Source organism: Aporhodopirellula sallentina SM41 (genome assembly GCF_000346505.1).
Taxonomy (GTDB): Bacteria; Planctomycetota; Planctomycetia; order Pirellulales; family Pirellulaceae; genus Rhodopirellula; species Rhodopirellula sallentina.
This window is the reverse complement of sequence record NZ_ANOH01000077.1, coordinates 31,240-48,732: the sequence shown is the minus strand read 5'-3', so window position 1 is coordinate 48,732 and position 17,493 is coordinate 31,240. Positions and strand designations below refer to the sequence as shown.

General features: G+C 58.5%; 15 protein-coding genes. 10 read left to right on the top strand and 5 right to left on the bottom strand.

Translation table 11 applies throughout. The features are described from left to right. Together RSSM_RS04405 and RSSM_RS04400 are read left to right on the top strand one after the other, a co-directional pair. Positions 1 to 821: alkaline phosphatase family protein (locus RSSM_RS04405; RefSeq protein WP_044301099.1), on the top strand; the 821-nt coding region annotated here is incomplete at its 5' end. A gap of 272 nt (positions 822 to 1,093) precedes the next feature. Next, the gene (locus RSSM_RS04400; protein WP_063709011.1) at positions 1,094 to 1,543 is read left to right on the top strand and encodes a thioredoxin family protein; all 450 of its coding nucleotides are present in this window, start codon (positions 1,094 to 1,096) and stop codon (positions 1,541 to 1,543) included. 106 nt (positions 1,544 to 1,649) lie between these two features. Here RSSM_RS04400 and RSSM_RS04395 read toward each other — a convergent pair whose 3' ends face one another. Then, complete coding sequence (locus RSSM_RS04395) at positions 1,650 to 2,225, bottom strand: RNA polymerase sigma factor (RefSeq protein WP_044301082.1); 576 nt, start codon at positions 2,223 to 2,225, stop codon at positions 1,650 to 1,652. A 357-nt stretch (positions 2,226 to 2,582) separates the two neighbouring features. Between RSSM_RS04395 and RSSM_RS04390 the strand changes: the two genes are divergently transcribed. Beyond that, positions 2,583 to 5,033, top strand: a complete 2,451-nt coding sequence (locus RSSM_RS04390; protein ID WP_008674947.1) for a sensor domain-containing diguanylate cyclase/phosphohydrolase — start codon at positions 2,583 to 2,585, stop codon at positions 5,031 to 5,033. 44 nt (positions 5,034 to 5,077) lie between these two features. On the opposite strand, the gene RSSM_RS04385 is transcribed toward RSSM_RS04390, so the two are convergent. From RSSM_RS04385 to serC, 4 genes are all read right to left on the bottom strand, one after another. Next, positions 5,078 to 6,148, bottom strand: coding sequence for an acyl-CoA desaturase (locus RSSM_RS04385; RefSeq protein WP_008674946.1), 1,071 nt, complete (start codon positions 6,146 to 6,148; stop codon positions 5,078 to 5,080). Between the two features lie 90 nt (positions 6,149 to 6,238). Then, positions 6,239 to 7,186, bottom strand: a complete 948-nt coding sequence (locus tag RSSM_RS04380; RefSeq protein ID WP_008674945.1) for a DUF1015 family protein — start codon at positions 7,184 to 7,186, stop codon at positions 6,239 to 6,241. A gap of 38 nt (positions 7,187 to 7,224) precedes the next feature. After that, positions 7,225 to 8,847 carry a phosphoglycerate dehydrogenase gene (serA, locus tag RSSM_RS04375; RefSeq protein WP_044301080.1) on the bottom strand — a complete coding sequence of 541 codons (1,623 nt, stop codon included), beginning with the start codon at positions 8,845 to 8,847 and terminating at the stop codon, positions 7,225 to 7,227. A gap of 172 nt (positions 8,848 to 9,019) precedes the next feature. Then, a complete protein-coding gene (gene serC / locus RSSM_RS04370; protein WP_081613687.1) occupies positions 9,020 to 10,141 on the bottom strand; it encodes a 3-phosphoserine/phosphohydroxythreonine transaminase in 1,122 nt (373 codons plus the stop codon). A gap of 442 nt (positions 10,142 to 10,583) precedes the next feature. Here serC and RSSM_RS04360 point away from each other — a divergent pair, with 442 nt between their 5' ends. The 7 genes from RSSM_RS04360 (at position 10,584) to RSSM_RS04330 (ending at position 17,491) form a co-directional block, all read left to right on the top strand. After that, on the top strand, positions 10,584 to 10,922 hold the full coding sequence (locus RSSM_RS04360; RefSeq protein ID WP_008674940.1) for a hypothetical protein: 339 nt from the start codon (positions 10,584 to 10,586) through the stop codon (positions 10,920 to 10,922). Beyond that, positions 10,919 to 12,247, top strand: coding sequence for an O-antigen ligase family protein (locus tag RSSM_RS04355; RefSeq protein WP_008674939.1), 1,329 nt, complete (start codon positions 10,919 to 10,921; stop codon positions 12,245 to 12,247). The genes RSSM_RS04360 and RSSM_RS04355 overlap by 4 nt, the downstream gene beginning before the upstream one ends. A 380-nt stretch (positions 12,248 to 12,627) precedes the next feature. Then, a complete protein-coding gene (locus RSSM_RS04350) occupies positions 12,628 to 13,491 on the top strand; it encodes a glycosyltransferase family 4 protein (protein ID WP_390174043.1) in 864 nt (287 codons plus the stop codon). Between the two features lie 39 nt (positions 13,492 to 13,530). Further along, positions 13,531 to 14,931, top strand: a complete 1,401-nt coding sequence (locus RSSM_RS04345) for a HEAT repeat domain-containing protein (protein WP_236620929.1) — start codon at positions 13,531 to 13,533, stop codon at positions 14,929 to 14,931. A gap of 176 nt (positions 14,932 to 15,107) precedes the next feature. After that, positions 15,108 to 15,560, top strand: coding sequence for an FHA domain-containing protein (locus RSSM_RS04340; RefSeq protein ID WP_008674936.1), 453 nt, complete (start codon positions 15,108 to 15,110; stop codon positions 15,558 to 15,560). Between the two features lie 222 nt (positions 15,561 to 15,782). Continuing rightward, positions 15,783 to 16,628, top strand: coding sequence for an MlaE family ABC transporter permease (locus RSSM_RS04335; protein ID WP_085979980.1), 846 nt, complete (start codon positions 15,783 to 15,785; stop codon positions 16,626 to 16,628). A gap of 71 nt (positions 16,629 to 16,699) precedes the next feature. Next, a complete protein-coding gene (locus RSSM_RS04330) occupies positions 16,700 to 17,491 on the top strand; it encodes an ABC transporter ATP-binding protein (protein WP_173403133.1) in 792 nt (263 codons plus the stop codon). The last annotated feature ends 2 nt before the right edge of the window (positions 17,492 to 17,493 follow it).

Here is a 17,493-nt window from a genome sequence, read left to right as displayed (position 1 = left end):
TAGCGAGTCGATTGAAATTTGTTCCCGGTGTCAGCTATCGCAATTTGTTGATCTACCGTGGTGACGCGGATCCCCCGTCGCCGTTCACGCCGTCGACTCGCACCTCGGCGCCACACGACCTGACCGATCTTTCGGTTGCTGATGATTTCCCGCGCGGACCGGGCAGCGACATCCTTGTCTCACTGATGAGCGCGTCGGCAGATATCCTGGCCGACCACCCAATCAATCAATCGCGAAAATCGGCCGGTAAGAAAGTCGCCACGAACGTCTGGTTGTGGGGCAGCGGAGGGGCACCGGGATTGCCAACGTTCAACGATCGATACGGCCTGCAAGGGGTAATGATCACCGCAGTCGATCTGCTGCGAGGCCTCGCTTCCCTGGCCGGTTGGGACCGCATCGAAGTCGAAGGAGCCACCGGCTACCTCGACACCAACTACGCCGGCAAAGGCAAGGCCGCCGTGGAAGCGATCGAAAAATACGACATCGTTTGCGTGCATATCGAAGCTCCCGATGAGGCCTCGCACGAAGGACGCGCCGACGCCAAGGTCGAGGCCCTTCAACAAATCGACGAGCACATCGTTGCCCCGTTGTGGAAGGTGGTCCAAAACCGCACAGACGCGAAGATCCTCATCCTACCCGATCACCCGACATTCTGCCGCACCAAGAAGCACACGCACGGCCCGGTACCGTTGGTGATGGCGGGCAGCGGAGTCTCAGCCGATGACACGGCCGCCTACGATGAAACCACTGCCGCCGCGTCAGGGCTCATCTTTGATCCAGGTTGGACGATGATGGATCAATACCTCAAGAAATCGAACTGATCTGCACGGGACGCACCACTTGCGTCCGATGGCACCGGCTTTGCATCACACGAACCGCATTGTCGGTGCCGCACAGGTTCGCCCGACGTGGGATTACCGCGGCACAACTCCAACGCCAGTGAATGCCACCGCCGACTGCAGCCAACGTCAACCAGAGGAGCGTTGCTGCCTAATCCGGCGGAAACAAGGCAACAACGCCCATTACAATCAGGTAAGATTCGGTGTTGGCACTTCATCGAATTTGAATCCCCCCGCCTTTGGATACCCGAAAGATGATCAACACCGCACCCCACCGCTCCAGGCTGCCCGCGGTTCTCACGAGTCTCGTTCTTGCTAGTTTTGTTATTGTGGCGAGCATCGGATGCAAACCTCCGGCTCCCGCCGAACCAGCAGATCCCGTTACTCAAAACCGATTCGAGCAGACCATCAACCAGGACAAGATTGTACTCGTCAAGTTCGGCGCGACTTGGTGTCCCCCTTGTCGCGAAGTCGATCAAGAACTCAAAACACTCGCGGGCCAACTGCCCGATGACGTCGAAGTGCTCAAGATTGATGTCGATGAAAATCCCGAGCTAGCCCAACGCTACGACATCTCGAGCATTCCCAAACTGCTCTTGGTGCGCAACGGCGAAATCCTCTCGGAAGAGATCGGCTACATGAGCGGCGATCGGATCCAAAGCTGGATCAACGAATACCGTGGCGACGCCGGATCGACGCCTTAGTCGTTTTTGTTGGCTCCATGTTCGGGTAGTGGATCTTTCACAAGATCCACGACAGCCTTCCCGAAAACGAAGGTGTGTGGGAATACCTGGGATTCGCCCGAGTGAATCAGCTCGGGTTCATCTTCTGACGAGCCCGATGCAGCAGCGGTCCGATCGTGTTTTCACTCACGCCAACCGCTTGGCTGATCTCCTGATACGACTTTCCTTCGAGGTGATACATTCTCACCACGTTGGCTTCCCGCGGGTCCAAACGCGTCATCAGGTGTTCCACCTCTTCGGTGTCTTCGATCCGCTGGATATCCGCGTCCGAAGGGCTCGCGTGCTTGCCGTTGACGACCGACGCATCCGCGGAACCGCTCGCCTCCGCCATCGCTTCTCGTTGTTGTTGCTGCAGACGCCGGACGACGACTCGTCTCGCGATCACGGTCAAATAAGTGGCCAGTGAACAATGTCGGCGGAACCTTCGCAGCACGGCAAAATCATGCCGAACCAGGACCATAAAGACTTCCGCGACATAGTCGTCGCGGGTGGATTCATCGATCGAGATCCCGCGCCCGGTAGTGGTGCGATGCACGACATGAACAACGAGCCCCACGAACCGATCGACGAAATTCTGCCACGCCCGCGGTTCGCGGTTGAGGCAACGTTCTAGTAGAAGTCGATCGACGTCGGAAAGGCTCACGTGGGTGGCTCGCGAGGATGAAGAAGAGTCGAGGCGGAGTAACGATGTAAAACGGAGGATCCTGTCCCGCCTTGCATCGCATCGGTTTGTAACACTTTTGGCCCCCGCCGCTAACGATGCATAGTAAGTCGACGTGGCCTTGAGAGCAAGTTTTGGTTCGATAGAAGCGATAATCCGGCCCGTTCGGGCTATGCCACTTGTTTCAGGTAAGCGAATAGTGGGGGATTTGACGCCGATCGGGGGGATGTTCGGTTCAGTTCCCAAATGTCGCAGGCGGATTATTTTTTCGCGCGCCGTCGACATGACCTAGGCTTTCACCGACGTCCTGATTATCCGCATTCTCTGCTCCACACTTCCATGAACGATCACGTTGCAGACGCACTTACGCAGTCACCATCCACTGTCTTTCCTGTCGCGGCCCCCGCGACGGACGACTGCAATGCCGGTCAATCAGCGACACGCCTGAGCGAACTGCTCGTCGGCCTCGGCGATGCGGCCACGGGTGAATTGGCGGCACTTCACCACGGTGCCGAAGCCCCTCCTCATCAAGACGACTCCGGTTCTCGCGGCGAAGAGCCAACCGACGCGTCCTCCAGCCAAGATACGGCGGGCGATGCGGCGATGGCCCGGATGTACGAAAACCGGTTGGCGATGGTCCGGCTGGGCATGGCGACGTCACTGTTCTACGCACTCCGTACCAAACACGCCCCCACCGCCGCACACAGTCTTCGCGTCGCACTCTCCTGTTCGGCATGGTGCGAGCGACTCGGCCTCAGCGATGAGGAACGCGACCGAATCGAAGTCGCCGCTTTGCTGCACGACATCGGCAAAATCGGCATCCCCGATCGCATTCTGCGCAAGCCCGGAAAACTGACGGTCGAAGAACAGATGACCATGGACTGTTGTGCCGAATTGGGGTGCGAGATCCTCCGCGGCTGCACTGACGACCAAAGCCTGCTCGAAATCGTTCGTTACAACGGAACGTGGTTTGAATCCCGACGCCAGGACGACACGGTTCGTGGCGATGCACTTCCACTCGGTGCACGCATGCTCTCCGTCGCAGGTGCGTTCGACGCGATGACGACCGACCAGGTTTATCGCGGCGCGATGAGCCGCGAACGCGCCTTGCAGGAATTGTTCCGCGGCAGCAACACCCAGTTCGACCCCGAACTCACCCGCGACTTCGCAACGATGCTCGAGAAGCGTCCTGAGATGCTGCATGGCTGTGTTGTCGATCGTTGGTTGCAACAGCTTCAAAACACATCCCACAACCTGCTCGGCAAACCCGTTGGCAGTCACCACGCACACGCTGCGATGGCCGGTGCGTCCGAGAACAACCAAACGCTTGCTTCGATTTTCGACACAACCTCGGGAAGATCATCGTCGATCGAAAGCTCCATCGCCGCTGAATTGCTTTACTACGAAACGCTCGGCGACCACCTCCGCGATGGAGTCGCGTTCACCAACCGCGAAGGTGAAATCCTTTATTGGAACGATTCACTCGCACAGATGACGCGAATCGCCGCCGTCGCGTCCGTGGGCACTCACTGGGATTCCGAAGAGTTGAAATTCGCCGTTGTCGGCAAAAGCGATTCGACGGAATGTCCCGTCAACGAATGCCTGCAGCGTCAAATCGTGGTCACGCGAAACATGAAGTTGCTCTCGGGACATTCGGCAGACGAGCACGAAATCCTCGACCACCGCGACAAACTCGCCCCATCCAAACCTGTTTCTGAATTGCCCGGACGCGACGTCCTCGTGCACGTCGCACCGGTCGAAAATGAAAACGGCGGCGGTGCCGTTGTCATCGTGCGAGACATCTCTGACCGCGCACAAATGCAGAGTCAGATCCAAACCCTGCACAAGAAAGCAACGAGTGACCCCTTAACGGGAGTCGCCAACCGAGCCGAGTTTGACCAACGCCTGACGCACAGCACCACCAAAGCCAAACAGCAAGGCATCACCTTCAGCCTGATCATGTGTGACATTGACCACTTCAAAAAGGTCAACGACATCCATGGGCACCAGGCCGGTGATGAGGCCTTGATTCAATTCGCCAACGTGCTCGAAAGCCACACGCGTGGATCTGACCTCGTCGCCCGATACGGTGGCGAAGAATTTGCTTTCCTCGCGATCGGCAGTGACAACGCCACGGCCACACGTCGCGCTGAAGAAATTCGCGAAGCCATCGCGGCCACGCCGCTGAAGGGACTCGACGGAGAATCGGTCACGATCAGCATGGGGGTCACGGAATTCCAAACCGGCGATGCCCCCGAAACGATCGTCGCACGAGCAGACCGCGCGTTGATGCAGGCGAAAGAAAACGGTCGCAACCGCGTCGTTCAACTCGGCAGCGGCTTTGTCGACACCAACGAGAAATCCGAACCATCCGGATGGCTCAGTTGGTTCACGTCGAACGATTCCGGGAAACAGCAAGAGTTCGAACTCGCGACCCCCGTTCCGACGGACCTCGCGGTCGAGAAACTCCGCGGATTCATTTCCGACCACCGCGCCGAAATCATTAACGTTCACGGCAATGAGCTGTCTCTGCGTCTGAACGTTTCTGGTGGCAACGGCCGACGTGCCGCCGATCACCGCATGACGTTCAACACGTTGATTCGACTCAGTGAATCGCGTGGCAAACGCGGGATACGAGGTGCCTCGCTGACGCAAACGCAAATCAACGTCACGATCACGCCACTGCGAGGTCGAGATCGAAGAAGTGCGAGCTTTGGCCCCTGCGTCCGACAAGTCGTCAACAGCCTGAAGAGCTACCTGATGGCAGAAATCGTCCAAGCGGACGACTGATCACGCACACCGATAGCTGCACGCTTGCTCGAAACAATCGCGTATTAAGAGCGCGTCTTTCCGGCCAACGTGACTGATTTGGGACGCTGAACGTTCTTGGCGAGTCCAACCATTTCGAGCATTCGGATTACGCCCCACGACATATCAAACTCGTACCACTTGTGGCCGTGACGGGCCGCACGCGGGGAAGCGTGGTGGTTGTTGTGCCAACCTTCTCCATGGCTGATCAACGCGACCAACCAATTGTTGGTGCTGTGGTCACGGGTCTCATAGTTGCGGTAGCCGAATACGTGACCGAGTGAATTGACGGACCATGTTCCGTGCAGAACAAAAACCGTTCGCACGGCAACGGCCCACACGGCCCAACTCAGGTAGTGACGCAGAGCGACCGACCAGTCGCCTCCGCTGACCGCCAATCCGATGATGCCACCGATCACCGACAACGCGATCGCGTGAGCGAGGAAGACAAAGAACCAGCCGTCTTTCCGCTCGAGTTTGAGGTAAAAGGGGTCACGCAACAAATCGCGAACATATCGCTCGTAGCGACTCGTGCGGTCCAAATCTCGGTGGCGGCAAACGACCCATCCGACGTGCCCCCACAGGAAACTCGCCAGCGGCGTGTGCGGGTCGGGTTGGTGATCGGAGTGTTGGTGGTGCATCCGGTGGATCGCCACCCAGCGAGCGGGACTGTCTTGCAAATTGCACATCCCTAGCATCGCCAGCGTATGCTCCAACCACTTCGGGCAGGTAAACCCGCGGTGTGTCAGCAACCGGTGATATCCGATCGTGATCCCGAGCATTCCGAACACAAAGTGACCGGCAATCGCGGCAATGAACGCGGGCCACGTGAACAGGTAGCCGAAGAACGGCGGCACGATGGCGAGCAGTGCGACGACATGCACGAGCGACAGCACGATCACGTATTCCCACATCACCTGCATCGGTTCGGTCGCCTCCGGTCGAGGCAACCGTTGCGGGTCATGACCGGCCAACTCCTCGTCTTTGTAGAGCAGTTCGTCGCCCATCGGATCGTATTCCGCTGCCGCTCGATCTCCAGGTGACGCCGTCTTTCCGGCGGAATCGGCAGCGTTGGGCATTACTTCGGAGGTCGACATCAGAACCGTCTCAGGCTTGGTTTGGGTGGATCGTGCAAAGGTCGGCAGTGGGGTAGCGTCGGCATTCTCCCACAAACTTGCAATCCCAATTTAGCTAGATGCGATATTTGCGTCGAACCGGAAAGGTGCGACAACCGGGTAAAAAATGCAGCCCGCTAGAGGCACCGGGCCTGGCAAACCGCCGCCAATGCCACCGCTCGCCTCGGCTTGACGACTCTGGCGGTCCCCAAATTCGGCCTCAAATTCGCCCGCATCTTCCGCGGATAAAGCCGCTACCGCCGCCCCGCGTTTCCCACCGACCAACATCGCGAGCACATAATTCGCGGGGTGGTCCTCGGGCAATTCGCCAACGGACTCCGCCAAATGGTCCCGAAATTTCACGGCTGCCGCCAATGGATGCTGCCGCGTCTGCAGCCGAATGGTGCCCGATCGAACCGCTTCGCAAACCGCCCGCACGGTCTCTGGATCGTCCACCCGGACCTGAGAATGAGCAATCACGCCGAGGTCCCCGATTTCGATCTCGGCCGATTCCGCTGCGTCCTCTCCAGCCCGCAGGGCAGCGGACGCCGCGTCGAACACCGACCCGTCCGCGTCAGTGCACGCGGCAACCACCGGTACAGTGGCGACCTCGGTCGCCTCGATCCACCGCAGGTCATCCACATCGCCAACCGGCATGTCCGCCGGCAACAGATCGTCGATCCTCAAGCCCACGATCCAACCAAAGGTTTCGTCGCTTGGCTCGCCGTTGGCGATTCGTTGTCGAAACGCGTAGATCGCATCCGAATCGTCGCGGCGAAGCACGCCTTCGGAGACCCATTGCTCGATAAACTCCGTCGCTCGTTCGAAACGGTCGTTCGCTTCGTCCCCCGGCTCGCTACGGTTGGCGATAACACGGACGACATTCGCGGGATGCCGTTTGTAGAGACGGTTGATAGCGTCCTCGCAGGCGCCACACTCCGCCGGCGCGACCACCTCAGCGAGCGAGCTGACGTGGTCGAGGTTGTATCGCAGCGGAGCAAACGGAATCGCTTTAGCCATCGGACGAACCTGCAGCGGCGGTCATCGGCATGAGCGAGTTAGCTCATCCAGGCCGGCAGTTCACCCGCGGCCGGCAATTCGATGATCTTCGCCTGCGTGATCGCATCGATGGCCATCAGTTCTTTCATGACCGATTCAGGCACATCGCCATCAAGGCTCAACACACCAATCGCGTCGCCACCGGCAGCGTTTCCTTCTCGACCGACCGCCATTTGAGCGATGTTGATGCCGTTGTTGCCGAAGATCGTTCCGACGTTGCCGATGATCCCGGGCACGTCTTTGTGAGAGAACACAAACAAACGGCCATCGAGGAACGACTCCAAACGATAACCGTCCAGGAGGATCAAACGCGGCATCTCGTGGCCGAGTACTGCGGCACCGGCACTGACGCTCTTTCCGCTGCCAGAAACCTCAACTGTGATGCTGCTCGTGAACGCACCTTGATCGCTGTTGTGCTCGACCGTCAATTCGATACCGCGTTCCCGCAGCAACATTTCCGAGTTGATCACGTTGGCGTCTTCGACGACTCGTTCGAGCAGTCCGGCGCAGAACGCGTTGTTGAGCACGCGAGTGTCTTTGCCGGCGACGGCACCGCGGTACAACAACCGGACATGATCGATTCCACCGCCGTGCCACTGGTTGACCAACAGCCCGAGGCGATGAGCGATGTTGAGATAACTGCGGAGTTCCTCGAGCGTCTTCGGATCGAGCGAAGCAACGTTAACGCTGTGTCGGATCTCACCCGTCTTGAGGTAGTTGATCAGCAGGTGAATCCCTTCGACGGCAACCTGCGTTTGGGCTTCTTCGGTACTCGCACCGAGGTGCGGCGTGCAGCAAGTGCCAGGCATTTTGAACAGCGGGCTATCGGTGCACGGTTCGTTCTCGTAAACGTCCAAGGCAACTCCACCGAGCTTGCCGGTTTCGAGTCCTTTGACGAGCGCGTCGTGGTCATAGATACCACCGCGAGCAACGTTGATCACGCGAAGTCCCGGTTTGACCTTGTCGAGTTGGTCCATTCCGATCAGTCCCTTGGTTTCGGGCGTCAACGGAGTGTGCACGGTCAGGTAGTCGATCATCGGCAACATTTCGTCGACCGTCTCGACCCGTTTGACGTTCAACGATTCAGCCTGATCGTCAGTGAGGAACGGGTCATACGCAACCACCGTCATGTCAAACGCACGAGCACGCGAGGCGACTTCGCGACCGATGCGTCCCATCCCCACGATCCCGATCGTCTTACCGGCGACCTGGGTCCCCATATAAGCCTTCCGGTCCCAACGTCCTTCGACCAGGCTCTGATGAGCCGGTGCGATGTTGCGGCTCAGTGCGAGCATCATCGCGAACGTGTGTTCGGCGGTCGAAACCGTGTTGCCCGCGGGGGTGTTCATCACGACGATCCCGCGACGCGTGGCGGCGGGCTTGTCGATGTTATCGGTTCCCACGCCGGCACGAACCAACGCACGCATCCGTGTGTTGCCTTCGAGCGATTCCGGAGTGATTTTCACACCGCTGCGCAGAATCGCGCCGTCGAATTCGTTGAGAGATTGGCGGAGTTCTTCGCCCTTGAGTTTCGTGCGGATCTCATACTCGATACCGTCTGTGGCTTCGAGAAGGTCGAGTCCCTCTTGGGCGATGTCGTCGAGAACTAGAATGCGATGCATGGGAAGAAAGTGGGGAAAAAAGATAGGTTGGTCGGTGAGAACAAAAGGACGGATAGGAGTCCGTCGAACACAATCCGTTTTGCGAAGAGGCCGAACGTTCGACGCAGGATTCTTCGCCAACACCACCTCGACGAACGGTTTCGTCCGCCGTTGGGTTATCGACTCAGTGGAATTAACCGTTGCGACTGAGGAAGTCCGTCATGAATTGGCCGAGCGTTTCGACACCCTCCCGTGGCATCGCGTTGTAGATGCTCGCACGAATGCCTCCGACACTGCGGTGACCTTTCAACGCTGCCAAGCGATGCGTCGCCGCCTCGGAAATGAACTTCGCGGTCAACTCGTCCGACGGCAAATTGAACGTCACATTCATCAACGAACGGCACTCGGGGCGAGCGTGCCCACGGTAGAACCCACCGCTTTCGTCAATGATCTTGTAGAGAGAGCCGGACTTTTCACGATTGATCTTTTCCATCGCTTCCAAGCCGCCGATTTCGTCACGCAGCCATCGAGCGACTTTTCCGAGCACGTAGATCGCGAACGTCGGCGGGGTGTTCCATTCCGAGTCGTTATCGTGATGGTTCTTGTAGTACAGGTAACCGGGCACCGAGGCGTCGGCTTTCTCGATCAGGTCTTTCCGCATGACCACAGCGGTCACACCGGCAGGCCCCGCGTTCTTCTGAGCACATGCGTATAGCATGCCGTACTTTTGCACATCGAGCGGACGACACAGAAAATCACTCGACGCGTCGCTGACCAACGGCACCGACTCGGGGCATTCCGGTTCGTCTTGGAACTGGACACCCTGGATCGTCTCATTGCTGCAGTAATACAGATACGCCGCGTCGTCGCTGACGCTGTAGTCTGCCGAGGTCGGCAGGTGGTCGTAGTTGGATTCTTTGGCGTCGAAGATCGCGACCGCGTCGCCTTCCTTCTTCGCTTCGTTGATGGCCTTTTTGCCCCACGATCCGGTCAGCAGGTATTCCGCACGTTTGCCGGTTCCCCGCAACAGGTTGGCGGCGATCGCGGAGAACTGCAACGTGGCTCCGCCCTGCATGAACATCACGCTGTAATCGTCACTGATTCCGAGCAGACTGCGGAGCGTGTTTTGGGCGTCGTGCAGAATCTCGACGAACAGTTTGTCCCGGTGGCTGATTTCGAGCAGCGATGCTCCCGCACCGGGTAGACACAGCATTTCGTCCTGGACCTCTCGGAGCACCGACTCCGGCAAACACGCCGGTCCAGCGGAAAAATTGAATACGCGGTCGGTAGCAGCAGAGGGAGCCGGAGCGGTCATTCGAAAAACTCTTTCGGGAAAGAGTGAAAAGGAGTGGGAAACCGACGAAAAATCACGATTAACAGCCGATCAGTCAGCCGTTCGGCCGGATTCTATGCTTGGAAACCATTCTGCGAAAGGCAACGCGGGGGTGAAGCGGTGGGATCAAAGCAATCAATTTTGCCACTTCCGCGCACACAACCCGCCGCAGACGAATATTCCGATCGCTGCCCAACCTGTTGTCCCGATCCGATGGATTTTCGTCGCCCCCGGAAAACGTCCCCGGGTCGGCTCGAGCCCCACTCGGCCCGCCTCCGGCACACTCCTGGGTCGCTCCCAAGCCGCAATCTGGTCCGCGTCTGGGCAGCATCTGGGGCTGGGCAATCGGGACCGCCGCTGTGCTCGGCGACGTCTCGCGGTGCGGCTTTTCGATCTCGATCTCGCATAGAATGGGTCCGGGCGAATGACGCCGGACTCCCGTTACCATCCCTACCACGAGGCGGAAAACCGTCGCGACTCGGTCACCGCGAACGATGCAGAAATTCATCGGGCGATTAAAATTCGAGTTGCCCGCATGACGTTGCAGATGCCTGCACGGCGTCGTGGGACGAGCGAAGTCCGCTGGTCAGTGCTGATGCAGCTTGCGAACTCGGCGAGCCCGGCTCCTGCGTTGGTCGCCACGGTTCTCCTCGTTGACGCCGTTCTTTGCGACGAACAACGAATCACTACCATTCTTCGTGCCAGCACATTCTTTTGTGCCTGCCTTGTTTCACTTCCGAATTCAAAACCTGAGTTAGCTTGACCGCTCCCGCCGCACATCATCCGGAGGCGTCCTCTCCACCGGAGGCATCCGCGCCGACAACCTCGTGGGGATCACCGTTGGTGATTTCGATGTGGCTATTGATCGTGGTCGCGGTAGTGATGGGACCGCTGGATATTTCATCGGGTGCTCCCAAAATGACCGTTGGACTGGACTCGACCGTGGCGTGCAAACTTCTGGTCGCCGGGTTGGCCAGCATGCTGGGTCTGTATGCGGTGCTCACCTCCACCGCGACACGTCAAACCCTGATGACGTTGCCCAGCGTCGCGATCATCACGATTTTGTTGCTCGCCGGTTTGGCCACCCCGATCGCGATCAGCAGCACGTCACTGCCGACGACGCTGATCAATTTCGGATACTTGATGTTCACCGTCACCGCATTGCTGACGCTGAAACTGCGCGGCGTCGGGCTGGCTCTTCTCGCTGGCGTAACGGTGACCTGTTCCATCGCGTTGTCTCTGTGGTTCTTTGTCCCTTCCTACGGCGTCTTTCCGGAATTGCTGGAGGGCGGCTTGATCGTCAAACGTCTCAGCGGCACCGCTCACCCCAACGCGGTCGGACGAGCGATGATGCTCGGACTGATCTTGACGCTTTACTTCTACCGTACCGACGTACTGCCCGCGTTGCCGACCGGCGTGCTCGTTGGGATGTTCACGCTCGCCGCGTATCTCACGCTCAGCCGTACCGCGATGGTCGCGGGCGCGGCCGGCGTCGTGATTTTGTACTTGGACGTGATCTTCAGTCGTGCCGGCATCTTGGCAATGTCGTTTGCCGTCGTGCTCGGAATCTGCGGCGTGACGACCATCTATATGCAAGGCGACGAAGATCGATTCATCGACAAAATCTTGACGAAGTTCTCGAAGTCAGGAAATGCTGAAGAAATCACCAGCGGCACGGGGCGTTCTGAGATTTGGGCGAAAGCAGCGAGTCTGATCGGCAACCGACCGATCATCGGCCACGGATTCAACGCGGCCCCCACGTTGATGATTGACCACTCGCAGGCGACACACAACGCGGTGCTGCAAGCAACACTCGCGGCGGGTATCATCGGCGGCGTCTTGATGTTCGGACTCATGGCCTGGAACGTGTACCTTGTCACCAGTTCCAATGCGCTATTGATTCGGGCCCTTGCAGCCCTCATCGTGATCGCCTCGCTCGCCGAGGATGCGGTCCTGGAAACGTTTCCTGGCCCGCTGACGATCGCGTTCTTTGTTTGTTCGGTCTATCCGGTGATGGTCACCGCCCCCAACAGTCAGCCTGGCACCGAGTCTCGGTCGATCGCCGGACTCGCGGGAGATGCCGCGTGAGCGATTCGCAACTCACGCGAGACGCGGCTCCCGGCGGGAACGCAGCCGGAAATGTGAAGACGGCACCTGCCGAGAATGTTGACGCCACGGTCGTGTGCCTGCAGAACTTTCTCGCCCCCAACATGATTGCTGTGTGCCAATCATGGTCCGAGAAAACACGCCACCTCATCTTGCTCGTCAGTGTCGCGATGGAGGGCAACCGAGCCTGGACGGCCGACGACGGTGGGATGGATCTCCGCGTGCAGCGAACATGGACGCACGCAAAGACAGACCACCACCCCGGTGGCTACAGCGACGTGAATTATATTCATGTCCCCTTAGACACCATCGGCCAACTCCGTCGCGCCAAACCAGACGTGGTGGTCTCCTGCGAACTGGGAATGCGTTCGATCCTCTCGGCGATCTACACTTCCGCGACGGGATGGTTTGGTCTGCGACGCCGGCGTTGCCAACTCGTCCTCGCGATCAGCACGTCGCCGTGGATCGAAGCAAGCCGTTCCGGATTGCTTCGCCGGACGCAGCGTCGATGTCTTTTGCGATTTGCAGACGCGGTCACCTATCACGGTCCCGAGTGTCGCGAATGGCTCGTTGAGCTAGGCGTGCCCAAGGAACAGTTGTATCCATGGATCTACGCGGCCGACCCGACCAAAATTTACAACGGCCCGCTTCAATGCGTCGCGGGCGAAAACGGTTCCACACTGCGCCTGATCACAGTGGGGCAATTGATCGACCGCAAAGGTGTCCGCGAGGGACTCGGCGAACTGCTCGAAGTCGCCAAACGGATGCCGAATGTCGCGTTCCACTGGACCCTGCTCGGTGACGGGCCGCTGATGCCGGTCTTGCGTGAAACTCAGTTGCCCACGAATCTGACCGTGGACTTACGCGGCAACGTCAACTCCGAAGAGATTCGCGACGCATACCGCGATCATGAGATGATGTTCTTTCCCACCCGCGGCGATGAGTGGGGATTGGTTGTCGATGAAGCCATGCATTCGGGCCTCGTTGTCATCGGGAACGGTCGCGCTCAGGCGGTCGTCACGTTGGTCCAAACAGATATCAACGGCTATATCTACACTCCCGGTAACGTCGACTCGCTGCAAACAGCGATCGAGAGTTACACGTCGCGCTCGCCCGACGAGCGGATGCGGATGCGTGAAACCGTGCGAAAAACGGTTGCCGATCGAACTCACGAGACCTCCGCCCAACAAATCACTGATTTGGTTGCAAAATTGAAATCGAATTGATCTTGTCTTGGTTTCACGGTGGACGGCACAATCGCCGCCATGTCGCTGCCCTTTGATTCCGACGCCCCAACCTCACCCACTCGCTCCGCCGGGAAGCGTGCGGACGTTGCATGGGAAGATGACGGGCCCAACCCGTTTGCGTTGGTACTCGAATCGAGCACGCCGTCGGCGAAATCACGTTTGCTGCGTGCGGTAAAAACGATGTTGGCAATCATCGCTCTGACGGTGGTGTTGCTCGGTGGAGTGTTCTTTGGAAAGCAGTTTTTGCTGTCGCGTTTGGTTGCCGGTTTCGACGAACTCGATGCCACCGCCAAACAGAATCGATTAGTCCAAATTGCTAGCTTTGGATCCGACGCGGTCGAACCGCTCGTCGAGAAACTGATCGCGGAAGACGACGCGGTATCGGAGTCAGCGTTCTCGCTGCTGCAGCAAATGCAAAACGATTGGATCACCCTCGAACCGGAATCCGCACGAGCGGTCCATTCACGACTACTCAAAGCGATCGCGTCCACCTACCGCGAACGAGTCAACGCATCGTCCGCTCTTTCAACGAGACAATATGCCCGCGCCCGGGAGTTGGTGCGGCAAACGATTCTCGAATATTCCGGCTCGCCCGCCGAAGGGGGACAGACACCAGAAGGTGTGCAAAGCCTGCTCGCCGGTGCGAACCGTTTGTTGGCTGTCTTGACGCCGCCTACATCGCCGAACGCGACCATCGCCCGATCCGGACTGAAAATCGATCCCCAGCACGCACAAGGCGAAACATCGCCTACCGCTCTCTCCGCCACCGACCGCCAATCCGGATGGACCGACTGGCCGCCGCCGAGCCAGCGGGAACCGGGCCGTTCCGCGAACGCATCGATCGTACGCTCCGGCTCCAAACTGAACCAACCTGAACGCGGCCCCGGTGACGACGCAAAATTGCAGCCTGTCCCCGAAGGCATCACCGTTCCGCTTACCACGGTCGAACCACGCGTGATTCGTTCCGGTTCCCAAGTGGTCGCGGCGCGGCCTCCGGTCAATCAACCGATCAAAATGACGGCGCACCTGGCGGACTCCCCGATGGCGGTTCTGTCCGATGAGACCGTGATTCGCCATCTCGCCAATCCCGACAAACTCCTCGCCGGCCAAGCGAATGCGGAATTGGTCCAGCGTGGTTTTTCGGACGCACAGCTCGAAATGGCCTCAGCGATCGCGTTGGCTAGCCCACAAGACCGGATTCGGTTGATCGACACGCTCGTGCACTCCAGCCAGTTGGACTCGGGCCCATGGCTATCGATGCTGCTCGATGACTCCGACCGCCGTGTCCGTTTGCACGTCGCCTCGACGCTGGCCACGACGAACAACCCTGCGATTCTCGAAAAACTGCGCCAACGTCTCAATCACGAACGCGACGCTCACGTCGCCGCCCGCCTGCGACGCGTAATCGACCGCAACTAAGCCCTGATCGCTGAACTCAAGATCCGCCGGGCATTTGCCTCGAAATTCAGATAGATCGAGGTTTTCAGAAGCGTTCTGGAGAATGGTCCCTGGAGAAACTGCCACCTCGACCTATAATCGGGGGGATAGTTCAGTTTCACACACTTTTCTCATAAACGTTACGGGCACGAACATTCATGAGTCTCGAAGACGAAGTCGAATTCGCCGGTGCTTTTGGTCAGTTAACGCCGACAGGCGGTGGGGATCCGATTCCGCTCATCAAAGACAAACTGCTCATCGGTCGACGCCGTCACTGCGATATCTGCCTGGACTTCCCCAATGTGTCTAGCCAGCACTGCAAAATGACGCTGGAGCACGGATACTGGTTTATCCGCGACCTCAACAGCCGCAATGGCACCAAGGTCGACGGTCGCCCGATCATGCGAAAACGGGCCGACCCTAACTGCAAAGTCGCCATCGCTCGTCACCAATACGTGCTCGAGTACGACCCACAATTGCTCGGTGCCTACGGGCCGCCTCCGGCCGACGACGACTACATCGATGAAGTCATGAAGAGCTCGCTGATGGACCGCGCCGGGATGTCCAAACGCGACCCCAAGAAAGGCTTCTTCAACCGCAAATCGGATTGAGCCCGCCCGATTCCGATTCAATGCAGCGAGTTCGTCAAATTTTGACTAACCCGCATCCCTTATCTCGCCGATAAAATCGACAGGTGCACTACCGCTGCGCTTCGCTACCAACGATGCGATGCCGCGACGCGATAGTGAAGCATTTCTGGGATTTTTACGGCGAGTTTTCTTTTGATGTCGAGCGACTCGACTTCTATCGATCGACGCCCCTCCTCCGGAGCAATGGATGCCGGACGATCGCGTTTGCCCCAACCGCTGCACGCCTGGATCATGCAGTGGGGGACAGCGATCGTGGAAGGCATCTCGTCAGTCGGCGACATCGCCTACTTCGCATACCAGATGTTCGGTTGGATGTTCACGCGGTTGCCCCGACGTGGCACCATGATGGTCAACTTCTATCAAGTCGGTGTGCTCAGCCTGCCCGTCGTTGCGTTGACGGGCACCTTCATCGGCATGGTGCTCGCCGTGCAAAGCTACTACCAATTCCAAGCCATCGGTCTGGAAAGCCGGCTCGGTGTGGTCATCAACACCTCGTTGGTCCGTGAACTCGGCCCCGTCCTCGCCGCAACCATGCTCGCCGGACGCGTCGGCGGTGCGATGGCTGCGGTACTCGGAACGATGCGGGTCACCGAACAGATCGATGCATTGACGACGATGGGTGCCGACCCGATCCACTACCTCGTTGTGCCGCGGTTTCTGGCATGCCTGTTGTTGATCCCCGCACTGACCGTGATGGCGGACTTCATGGGAATCGTCGGCGGCTATTTTTACAGCGTGATTGTTCTCGGCATCGATCGTGCCGCGTACCTGCACCATTCACGCGAAGGGGTGGTCGGGTTCGATCTCTTCAGCGGCATCTTTAAAAGTTTTTTCTTCGGCGGAATCATTGCGGTGGTGAGTTGCTACCGCGGGTTCAACTGCCAACCAGGTGCTGAGGGAGTCGGCAAGGCGGCTACGGCTGCGTTCGTCTACTCGTTCGTGCTGATCCTCGCAATCGATTTGTTTTTGAACATCGTTTTGGATTCGATCTACTTCATGATCTATCCGGAAGGAACGATGCTGTTTTGAACGACTACGAACCAGAAACCGAACCAACAGACGATCTTCCGGAGCCTGACACGGCTTCCGAGAGCGCGCCGTTGATCGAAGTCAACAACCTATCGATCGACTTCGATGGCAACTGCATCCTTTCGGGAATCACTCGTTCGATCACGCGTGGGCAGACCGTCGCCGTTATCGGCGAGAGCGGATGCGGCAAAACGGTCTTCATGAAAACGTTGGTGGCTTTGTTAACTCCGACGACGGGAACCGTTCTCTTTGACGGCACCGATCTGAATCAACTCACGCCCGCGCAGCTCGCGCAAGTAAGACGCCGGTTCGGCTTTGTCTTTCAGAATGCAGCGTTGTTTGACAGCATGAACATCTTCGACAACGTGGCGTTTCCTATCCGGCAAAACGAACCATCGACCGAAGAAGATGAAGTCCGCGAACGGGTGCGAAATCACCTCATCGAGGTGGGCCTGCCCGAAGACGTCGCCCGTAAATACCCAGCCGAAATCTCCGGCGGGATGCAGAAACGCGTCGGCCTCGCCCGCGCCCTCGTGCTGAAACCTGAACTGATCGTGTACGACGAACCCACCACGGGACTCGATCCGATCATGAGCGACGTTATCAACGAACTGATCCTCAACACACGGCGACTCTATCCGGTCACCAGTGTTGTGGTGACCCACGACATGCACACCGCACGCAAGGTCGCCGACCGCGTGATGATGTTTTACCCTCGTCGGATGCTCGACCAGGGTCAATCACAAATCTTATTCGACGGACCGCCCAGCCAACTCGAAAACGCCGACGACCGCCGGGTCCGTCAATTTGTGCGTGGAGAAGCTGGCGATCGCATTCGCGAAATGTCTCGAGCAACGGCGTAATT